The following is a 10,368-nucleotide window of genomic DNA, read 5'->3' as shown; positions in this document are numbered from 1 at the left end:
TTCTATGCGTACCGCCTTTTTCCCGCAAAAAAAAGGTGACGAGAAATTTCTCTCCTCACCTTGTCCCTATGCCGCTCCTAAAAGCAACGCCCCGAAACGCTGCCATCCGTCTCCCGAACCGGTATATTCGTCCTTCGCCTTACCGCCTTCAGCCGCTGTGCCGTCGCTATATACCCGCCTGCTTTCCGGACACTTACCGCCTTTATTCTGCAGGCAGCGAACTTTTCAGGACAAAATCTCGTTTATAGTAATCAATCAATCCTTCTTTTTTCATTTTACTTAATTCGGAAGATAATGCACTCCGATCAACCGCCAAAAAATCCGCCAATTCTTGTCGGTTAAACGGCAGAGAAAAATGCGCCGCACCCTGTCGGGTCGCTTCTTCCGATAAATAAAACATCAGTTTCTTACGCATAGATCGTTGGGAAAGGTAATGAATTTTACGAGTAAGAAACATATTTTTTCTTGCCAAAATGGCCAGTAAATTCATCATGACCCGTTCTTGTGAAACCGCCGCTCTGGAACGGCAACGCCATATACGAAAAACATCAATAAAAAGCACTTCCGTCACGTCCGTACTGACTACCGATACAGTAGTCGCCATCTCCGGTTGACAGGCAAACGCCTCTCCGAACATTTGCGAAGGCGTCAAATGCGCAACAATATTACGGTTGCCCCAGTAATCTTCCTGCACAATGTGCGCGGCGCCGGACAAGACAATGCCCACATGCCGAATATGATCCCCTGTAAAAAATATAAAATTTCCCTTAGTATATCGTTGCAGTCGCGCTTGCATATCATGTAATAACAGAAGAATATCCGTTTTGGGAACTTGTTGAAATAAAGCGGTACGTTCAAAAATAGACAAGAATTTTTCCATCTGCCACATTCCTCCCCTATAGTGTATGTATTTTAATTGTACTATGGTATGAACAACAAAGAAAGACTTCTTCCCATATATGAAAAAAATTTTTATTCCCCCCATCTTCTAAAAAATAAATGAATGCCGCACGGCTGCCCTACCGATGTGTGTCCCTTGCAAATAAGTAAAACAGCCCGCTTATAACTAAGCGGGCTGTTTTACTTATTTGCCTATGTGTAGCACTCAGGGGGATGAGGCTATGCTCTTAGAATACAGATGTTTTCTAAAAAAAACAATAAAATCCATACGAATAACGCCTTTTTCCTACTCAACGGCAATATACCGCCACCAACGCTTCCCGGCAAGAAAAAGCGACCCGTATCCGACGATACCGGTCGCTTTTCCTGTGCATCTATAGTAAAGGAGAGTCATCCGCGGCTTATACACGCATCGTTTTGGTTTCGGCAAAACGTTGATGCCAAGATAAGGCTTCCGACAAAATATGCGGTGTATTGGCATGTTTCGTCGTCCCCATTGCCCGCTGAAAATAATCCGACAACATCGGTCGATAGTCCGGATGAGCACACTGATTAATAATCTTTAATGCCCGCTCTTTCGGACACAAGCCGCGTACATCGGCTAACCCTTGTTCCGTAACAAAAACATCCACATCGTGTTCCGTATGGTCAATATGAGAACACATGGGAACAATAGAAGAAATATCGCCGTTTTTCGCAATGGACTTGGTAAAGAAGAACGTTAAATATGCGTTACGGGCAAAATCTCCCGATCCGCCTATACCGTTCATAATTTTTGTCCCCAACACGTGGGTAGAATTAACATTACCGTAAATATCAAATTCCAACGCCGTATTCATGGCTATCACGCCTAAGCGTCGAATGACGCCGGGACTGTTGGATATTTCCAAGGGGCGGAAAATAATTTTTTTACGATATTCATCAATCCGATCATAAAACCGTTGCAGACCCTTTTCCGATAAAGTCATCGACGTGCCGGAAGCAAAATCCAGTTTTCCCGCATCAAACAAATCAAAAATCCCTTCTTGAATAACTTCCGTATATACCGTTAAGTGTTCAAAATCGGACCGGCACAGTCCTTGAATAACGGCATTCGCCACCGAACCTACCCCCGATTGAAGAGGTAAAAGATGCTTCGGTAACCGTCCTGCCGCCACTTCTTCATGCAAAAAGCGAATCAAATGCGCACTCATCGCTTCAAATTCGGCATCAGGAGGTGCCAATTTTGCCGGTTTATCCGGAATATCGCAGGGCACAATCGCCACAATTTTTTTCGGATCACACACAATATACGGAACCCCGACACGATCATCCGGATGAACAATAGGAATAACGTCCCGATGCGGAACCGGCTGTACGTCATACACATCATGAAACCCTTTCAACGCTTTGGGCTGGGTCGTATTCACTTCCACAATAATCCGGTCCGCACAATCCACAAATGCAGTCGTATTACCGAGTGAGGTGGTCGGAATCAAATACCCTTCTTCCGTAACGGCACAAACTTCCACAATGGCCATATCCAGCTTTTGAAAGAATCCGGAACGAACCATTTGTGACATATGACTTAAATGCAGATCCTCATATTGTACATCGCCGGCATTAATCTGCTGCCGCAAAGTGCTGTTAGTTTGATACGGAAGACGCTGTGCAATGCCGTTGACCGCCGACAACGCACCGTCTAATTCGGGACCTACCGAGGCGCCGGTCCATAAATTGATTTTAAATTTTCTTTTTTAATCCGCTCCGCCAATGCCAAGGGAACGGCCTTCGGATACCCTGCGGAAGTAAAACCGCTGGTTCCGATCGTCATTCCGGGCTTAATCAACGCCGCCGCTTCCTCCGGCGTTCGCACTAATTTCTGCAATTCCCTATTTTCAATTCGATCCGTTATGTTCATTTATACCGCCGCCTTCCTATTTCCCGTAATTACGAGCCAATTCCGAATTTTTATCCACTACTTCGGCATTAAATGTACGAATATCTTCGGGAACTTCCGGTAACGCATCCGCCGCCGCCTGCGTACACACGGTTGTACCGTGTGCCACATAGCGACCGGCCGGAATATGCACCCCGATAACTTGTGCCCCGTGTCCGATATACACATGGTCCGCCACCACACTGCCCACGACTGCCGCATTAAACCCGACAAATGTATCATGCGCCACTACGGAAGGACCGTGAATAACACAGCAATGACCGCAAGATACATGGTCGCCGATATAAATGGAATACGAACGTCCGTTTACTTCCTGCCGTTGTCCCATTAAGCCGTGTAATACCGCGCCGTCTTGAATATTACTGTGCGGGCCGATAAAAATCGGCATCCCTTCGTCGCCTCGTACAGAGGCCCCGGGACAGACCATAACGCCCTCACTGATTTCCACGTGCCCGGTCACCGTGGCGGTATCCGCAATATATGCCGTCGCCGCCACGGACGGCGCTTGTTCGCAAGTAGACCAATATGTTTTCGGTGCCTTTTGTAACATGTCATTTCCTCCTTGTCGCTAAATCAATCCCAACCAATGCCAATAGGTAAAGACGAAAACCAGTAATACGACTAATGAAATAATCGTAAAGGGTATCCCCATCTTGATCATGTCCTTTACTTCAAAAGCCTGTGTTGCATAAGGAATCATTGCTTGTGGAGAGTGTACCGGCAAAATAAAGGAGAAATACACGGTCATGGTCGCAATAAAAGCCATTCCCCACATAGGCAACGCGCCATTATGCAGACTTAGCAAAAACCCGATTACCGTAGGTACCAAAGCCGCGGCCGAAGATGTCGTACTGGCAAATGCAAAGCGAATAATCAGCAAAGCCGCCATAATGGGTACCATCATTAATAACGGGGGTAAGTGTTCCAGATGTAAATTACCTAACGAAACCTCGGCCAGCCAAAGGGCCGCTTCGGTATGCAACAATACATTTCCTAAGGAAATACCGGCGCCGAAAAGTAAGATCGTGCCGGCATCGACACGCTTGCACAAGTCTTTCCAACTGCCGATTCCCACGCCGGGAAACAACATGGCCAGAACGGATAAAATGGACACCGTATTGGCGTCAATATGATGGATTCCCTGGGTCATCCAAAAAAGAATGGTCACGCCGAAAATAATGGCGATTTTTTTCTCTTTTTTCGTCATCGGTCCCAATTCGACCAGTTTTTTTTCAATAAACTCCCGTCCGCCCGGAGCTTCGTCAAATTCAAACGTATTCAACCGAGTTACTAAAAAGTAAAAAATAATCAGCAAACTAACGGCATAAGGGGCAGCATAGATAAACCAATCCAACCACGAAATTTCATGATTCAACTGACTGCCGATAAACGATAAAGCTACCGGATTGGGAGCGCCGGAGGTCAATAAAAGCATCCCCGATACAGAGGACGTAATCGCTACGGTAACTAACAGCATGCTCCCGAATTTACTCTTCAAATCCAGTCCCAACGCTTCTACCAATCCGACGGCAATCGGCGTAATCGTCGCCGATCGGGCCGTCATGGACGGAATGACAAAACACAATAGTGCCATAAGCGCAATAATGCCGGCAAAAATATTGCGTACTTTAGTACCGAAAACACGTAATACCTGATACGCAATACGCCGTTCCAACCCGCAATGAATAATGCCGGCGGCCATAAACAGGCCCGCCGCCACCAACACCCAGCCGCCGTTAATAAAGCCGCTGAGCGCCAGGGGAATAGCTCTTCCGGTTCCCAGTAAGGGGCCCGACACGCCTTGTGCCGGCGAAAAGCCTAAAAACAAAGTTAAAAAGGCAATAATCGCCACGGCACTGACAGGGTAGGAAACCGCCTGTGTGACCCACATGATCACGGCAAATACCAATACACTGAGTGCCGCTTTGCCGGCTCCCGTCAGCCCCGGTACATCCGGCAGGAAAAAAATCCCCACCATCAATGCCAAGGCCGCTACAATAATAAAAATTTTTTTCTTGCTGAGCATAAAAAACCTCCTTCATATAGATTCCGCGTATATCCTGTTATCACTATAACAAGGAAATATTTAAATTCTCAACAAGAATCGTACTAACGACAAAAAAACCATGACAACCGCCAAAAAACCGGAAGAATCGGTGTTCTTTTTTTCACAAATAAAAAAAAAGAAAGAGGTTCTTCCTTCCGGAAGAACCTCTTTCTTACGACGTCTTACGCTTGTAAAATTTTTGTCAGTAATTGATTGACAACACCCGGATTGGCGCGTCCCTTGGTTTCTTTCATAATTTGTCCTACCAAGAAACCGATCGCTTTTTTCTTCCCGGCCTGATAATCGGCTACGGATTGCGGATTGGCGGCAACAATTTGCCGTACAATCGTCTCTAATTCTCCGGTGTCCGTAATTTGTACCAACCCTTGTTCTTTTACTACCGCTTCGGCAGTCTTATGAGAATTCCACATTTCCGGCAATACTTTTTTAGCAATTTTACCGGAAATCGTACCTTTATCAATCAATTGCAGTAATCCTGCCAAATCCGCCGGCGATACGGGAATCGAAACCATCGTAATGCCCTCTTCATTTAATTTCTTGGCAATATCGCCTAAAATCCAGTTCGAAGCGACTTTGGCATCGGCACCGGCGGCCACCGTTTCTTCAAAATAATCGGCCGTCGCCTTTTCCCCCGTCAATAACGCCGCATCATACGCCGACAACCCCATTTCCGTTTGAAAACGCCGCCGTCGTACATCCGGCAATTCGGGCAATTCCTTCCGTACCGCTTCAATATATGCCGGGGATACTTCAATAGGAATTAAGTCGGGTTCCGGAAAATAGCGATAATCGCTGCTTCCTTCTTTTATACGCTGTAAAACCGTAATTCCCTTCGCTTCTTCCCAACCGCGTGTTGCCTGTTGAATCGTACCGCCGTCTTCCAAAATTTGCGCCTGTCGTACAGCTTCATATTCAATACCTTTCTGTACGCCGCTAAAAGAATTAATATTTTTTATTTCCGTCTTCGTTCCCAAAGTATCCGAACCGACGGGACGAATCGAAATATTGGCATCACACCGCATACTGCCTTCTTCCATGCGGCAATCGGAAACGCCCAAATATTGCAAGATGGAACGAAGCTTTTCTAAATATGCCCGCGCTTCTTCGCCGCTGCGAAGATCCGGTTCCGATACAATTTCAATCAACGGCACTCCCGTTCGATTGTAATCGACGCAGGAAGAATCGGACGTATCAATAGTCGCCCCGCTATGTACCAATTTTCCCGCATCTTCTTCCATGTGAATCCGAGTCAAATGAATACGACGCTGTTTACCGCCGACTTCAATATCCACATACCCGTGCAGGCAAATAGGCAAATCAAATTGAGACGTTTGGAAATTTTTAGGCAAATCGGGATAATAATAATTTTTTCTATCAAATTTACTGAACGGCAATATATCACAATGTAACGCCAAGCCCGCTTTTACAGCAAAATGCAACACTTCTTTATTCAACACGGGCAAGACCCCGGGAAGCCCCAGGCAAACAGGGCATACATGCGTATTCGGTGCCGCTCCGAACGACGTACTGCACCCGCAAAAAATCTTTGTTTTTGTTTTTAATTCGGCATGCACTTCCAAGCCGATAACGGATTCATATTTCATGCTGATGTAACCTCCCCGACAGGCGACTGTTGTTGTAAGTCCGGCCGCTCCTGCTCAAATGTATAGGCAACACGGAGCAACGTTTCTTCCGCCAACGCTTTGCCGATTAATTGCATGCCCACGGGCAAGCCGTCTTGATACCCGCAAGGTAAACTGATTCCCGGTAAGCCGGCTAAATTCAACGTAACCGTGCATACATCGCCCAAATACATAGCCAACGGATCTGCCGTATGTTCGCCTATTTTAAAGGCGGTTCCCGGCGCCGTCGGGGTCAACAATACGTCACATTGCCGCAAAGCCTCTTCATAGTCCCGTTTAACCAAGGTTCGTACCTTCATGGCCCGTAAATAATACGCATCATAATACCCTGCACTCAACACATAAGTACCTAATAAAATACGGCGCCGCACTTCCGGACCGAAACCGGCGGAACGGGTTTTTTCATACATATCTACAATATTTTTTCCCGGTACGCGCAAACCGAACCCGACCCCGTCATACCGAGCCAAATTGGAGCTGGCTTCCGCCGGCGCAATAATATAATAAGCGGCCAAGCCATATTTCATATGCGGCATTTTGACATGCACAATTTCCGCCCCCAACGACTTATACGTTTCTATCGCTTCCGTCAATGCCTGTCGACAACCGTCGGACAACCCGTCTCCGAAAAATTCGTCGGGAATACCGATTTTCATGCCTTTAACATCCCGAACCAACGCAGTTTTATAGTCGTTATGTTCCCGCTTAATGGAAGTGGAATCTTTTTCATCATAGCCGGCAATGGCATTCAATACAATAGCACAATCCGTTACATCTTGTGTTAAAGGGCCGATTTGATCCAAAGAGGAAGCATACGCAATCAATCCGTACCGGGAAACCAAACCGTATGTCGGTTTCATGCCCACAACCCCGCAATACGCGGCCGGTTGACGAATCGATCCGCCCGTATCGGATCCCAAGGCCCATACACATTCACCGGCACCTACCGCCGCCGCGCTGCCGCCGGACGAGCCGCCCGGTACATAGTCGGTATGGCGGGGATTATGCGTCACCTGAAAAGCGGAATTTTCCGTTGAACTGCCCATGGCAAATTCATCCATATTGGTTTTTCCCAAGCTTATATAATCTTGGGCCGCCAATTTTTCAATAACCGTCGCATGATACGGAGCCTTAAAATTTTCCAGCATGCGGGAAGCGCACGTAGCCTGCTGCCCGCGAATACAAATATTATCTTTAATCGCCGCCGGAATACCGGCCAATTCGGAAACGGGCTTACCGGCTTTTATCTTGGCATCCACTGCCGCCGCCGTTTGTAACGCCTCTTCCCGCGTATCCGATAAGAATGCCCGGATTTGCGGTTCTACAGTATCCTTATGTTTTAAATAAGCTTCCGTCAACGCCACCGCCGTGAGTTCGCGCTGTACAAGTTTTTCATGCAAAGCATGTATCGTCATATTTTTCACGCTATCCCTCCTTAATCCTGCAAAACTTTCGGTACCTTAAAATAGCCGTTTTCCGGTTCCGGCGCATTTGCCAGCGCCGCTTCATGAGGCAGGGACTCGTGCGGCACATCTTCCCGCATAACATTACGCATCGTAACGGCATGGGCCGTAGGCTCCACATCCGTTATATCCACTTCCTTCAATAAATCCATATACGATAAAATATCACTCAGCTGTTTTTCAACAGCATCCACTTGGTTCTCTTCAATGTGAAGTCGGGATAACAGGGCAATTTTTTGTATTTCTTCACCGGTGATTTTCATATAGACACCTCTTAACCAAATATAATAGTCATTTACAACTTAAAATTATACCATTTTTATAGGGATACGGCTACTCTCTGTTCAGACGGTCACAAAATTCTTCTTCGCCTATTGTAGGTGTTCCCAAAGCTTTCGCCTTATCATACTTACTTCCCGGATCCGCCCCGCACACCACTAAGGTCGTTTTTTTGGTAACGGTTGCTGTACAACTGCCGCCGCGGGCCGAAATCGCCGCCTCCGCTTCTTTACGGGAAAAATGCTGCAATTTTCCGGTCAACACCACGATTTCACCGTCAAAAGACGTATTAATGAGTTGCCTTTTCTTTTCCGTCATACCGACTCCCGCAGCGGCTAACTTTTGTATTACCCGTACTTTTTGCGAATCCGCAAAATACGCCGCCACGCTTTCCGCAATTCGCGGCCCGATCGTTTCCACCGCCGTAAGCGTCGCTATATCGGCAGCGGCTAAGGCCTGCATGGAGCCGAAGGTTTCCGCCAAAATACGCCCCGCTTTAGCGCCGACAAAACGAATTCCCAACGCAAACAGCAGGCGGCCCAAGCCCGCTTCTTTAGCCGCAGCAATGGACTGTAATAAATTATCGGCCGATTTTTCACCAAATCCTTCTAACGGCAATATCTCTTCTTTGTGTAACAAAAAAAGATCCGCCACATCATGAATCAGGCCATGGTCAATTAACTGCTTGACAATCGCGGTCCCCAACCCCTCAATATTCATTGCCGGACGCGAAACAAAATGCGCGATTTGCTCCGCCACCATTGCCGGGCATGCGGGATTTACACAACGTACCGCCGCTTCTCCCGCTTCCCGTTGTACCTGTCCGCCGCAACTCGGACATTGCGTCGGCATCACAAAGACGACTTCCCGCCCGGTCCGTGCTTCCATAACCGGTCGTACCACTTCCGGAATAATTTCTCCCGCTTTTTGAATCAGCACCGTATCCCCGATGCGAATATCTTTACTGCGTATATACTCTTCATTATGTAAGGTAGCGCTCTTAACCGTCGTACCGGCCAACCGCACCGGCTGTAACTCCGCAGTCGGAGTCAGAACGCCCGTACGTCCTACACCGACACGAATTTGCAGCACCTTCGTCCGAGCCTGTTCGGGAGGAAATTTATAGGCAATTGCCCAGCGCGGAATTTTTACGGTATTTCCCAACATTTGTTGCTGAGCAAAAGAATTTACCTTGATCACCATGCCGTCGGTCGCATACGACAAGGTATCCCGTCGCGTATCCCACGTGTGAATATACGCAATCACGTCTTGTATATCCGTAAACGTTCGGTACTCCCGATTGACCGGAAAATGCAAGTTCCGTAAGGTCTGCAATAACGCTTCCTGACTTTCCGGCCGCCAATCGCTCGTACCTCCCAACGCATAGGCAAAAAAAGACAGCTTACGCTCGGCCGCCACTTGCGGATCTTGTTGACGCAACGAACCGGCGGCGGCATTGCGCGGATTGGCAAACGGTTCCAACTCGTCCGCCGACCGCTGCTCATTTAAGGCCCTAAAAGCGGGTATAGGCATGTATACTTCGCCGCGAATTTCCACATGGTCGGAAAGGTCCGAAATATGCAGCGGCACGGTGCGAATTGTCCGCACATTATGCGTAATATCCTCTCCTACATGCCCGTCGCCGCGCGTCACGCCCCGTACAAACCGCCCTTTTTCATAAATCAAATTGACCGCCAGACCGTCAATCTTTAATTCGACCACATACGCGACCCGCTCTCCCGGCAACTCTTGCCGCACGCGGGCATCAAACTCCCGCACTTCCTCATCACTGAACACATCTCCTAAACTTAGCATAGGCCTGTCATGGGTATATTTCGCAAAGGTGCCGGATATTTTCGAGCCGATACGCTGCGTTGGCGAATCGGGCGTTACCCATTGGGGATACTTTTTTTCCAACGTTTCCAATTCCCGGTATAACATATCGTACTCATAATCCGATACGGTCGGCGCATCCAATGTATAATATTGATAGCTTAATTCCGCCAACTGTTTCTTTATTTCCGCCAATCTTACTTTTTCTTGTTCTTCCCGTTTCGTCATCTCAGCCTCTCCTCA

General features: G+C 47.6%; 7 protein-coding genes and 1 pseudogene. All 8 read right to left on the bottom strand.

The features are described from left to right. Nucleotides 1-202: 202 nt before the first annotated feature. Nucleotides 203-880, bottom strand: coding sequence for a Crp/Fnr family transcriptional regulator (locus HMPREF1039_RS00490; RefSeq protein ID WP_007390348.1), 678 nt, complete (start codon nt 878-880; stop codon nt 203-205). 421 nt (nt 881-1,301) lie between these two features. Next, a pseudogene (locus HMPREF1039_RS00485) lies at nt 1,302-2,800 on the bottom strand (acetyl-CoA hydrolase/transferase family protein). A gap of 16 nt (nt 2,801-2,816) precedes the next feature. After that, entirely contained in the window at nt 2,817-3,389 is a 573-nt protein-coding gene (locus tag HMPREF1039_RS00480) for an LbetaH domain-containing protein (protein WP_007390400.1), read from the bottom strand. An 18-nt stretch (nt 3,390-3,407) separates the two neighbouring features. Further along, the gene (locus HMPREF1039_RS00475; protein WP_007390341.1) at nt 3,408-4,865 is read right to left on the bottom strand and encodes an SLC13 family permease; all 1,458 of its coding nucleotides are present in this window, start codon (nt 4,863-4,865) and stop codon (nt 3,408-3,410) included. Between the two features lie 203 nt (nt 4,866-5,068). After that, entirely contained in the window at nt 5,069-6,511 is a 1,443-nt protein-coding gene (gene gatB / locus HMPREF1039_RS00470) for an Asp-tRNA(Asn)/Glu-tRNA(Gln) amidotransferase subunit GatB (RefSeq protein WP_007390339.1), read from the bottom strand. After that, nucleotides 6,508-7,965, bottom strand: coding sequence for an Asp-tRNA(Asn)/Glu-tRNA(Gln) amidotransferase subunit GatA (gatA, locus tag HMPREF1039_RS00465; RefSeq protein WP_039891574.1), 1,458 nt, complete (start codon nt 7,963-7,965; stop codon nt 6,508-6,510). Before gatA ends, gatB begins: the two co-directional genes overlap by 4 nt. 20 nt (nt 7,966-7,985) lie before the next feature. Beyond that, on the bottom strand, nt 7,986-8,276 hold the full coding sequence (gatC, locus tag HMPREF1039_RS00460) for an Asp-tRNA(Asn)/Glu-tRNA(Gln) amidotransferase subunit GatC (RefSeq protein ID WP_007390335.1): 291 nt from the start codon (nt 8,274-8,276) through the stop codon (nt 7,986-7,988). Between the two features lie 70 nt (nt 8,277-8,346). Continuing rightward, entirely contained in the window at nt 8,347-10,353 is a 2,007-nt protein-coding gene (gene ligA, locus HMPREF1039_RS00455) for an NAD-dependent DNA ligase LigA (RefSeq protein ID WP_007390363.1), read from the bottom strand. Nucleotides 10,354-10,368 lie beyond the last annotated feature (15 nt).

The sequence above is a fragment of the Megasphaera lornae genome (genome assembly GCF_000214495.1).
Classification (GTDB): domain Bacteria; phylum Bacillota; class Negativicutes; order Veillonellales; family Megasphaeraceae; genus Megasphaera; species Megasphaera lornae.
Note: the sequence above shows the minus strand (reverse complement) of the source record. Positions and strands in the feature narration are given on the sequence as shown.

What these genes read in the sequence shown, in the direction of transcription:
- gatB (WP_007390339.1), bottom strand. Translation starts at nt 6,511, where the DNA reads ATGAAATATGAATCCGTTATCGGCTTGGAAGTGCATGCCGAATTAAAA.
- HMPREF1039_RS00475 (WP_007390341.1), bottom strand. Translation starts at nt 4,865, where the DNA reads ATGCTCAGCAAGAAAAAAATTTTTATTATTGTAGCGGCCTTGGCATTG.
- ligA (WP_007390363.1), bottom strand. Translation starts at nt 10,353, where the DNA reads ATGACGAAACGGGAAGAACAAGAAAAAGTAAGATTGGCGGAAATAAAG.
- HMPREF1039_RS00480 (WP_007390400.1), bottom strand. Translation starts at nt 3,389, where the DNA reads ATGTTACAAAAGGCACCGAAAACATATTGGTCTACTTGCGAACAAGCG.
- gatC (WP_007390335.1), bottom strand. Translation starts at nt 8,276, where the DNA reads ATGAAAATCACCGGTGAAGAAATACAAAAAATTGCCCTGTTATCCCGA.
- HMPREF1039_RS00490 (WP_007390348.1), bottom strand. Translation starts at nt 880, where the DNA reads ATGGAAAAATTCTTGTCTATTTTTGAACGTACCGCTTTATTTCAACAA.
- gatA (WP_039891574.1), bottom strand. Translation starts at nt 7,965, where the DNA reads ATGACGATACATGCTTTGCATGAAAAACTTGTACAGCGCGAACTCACG.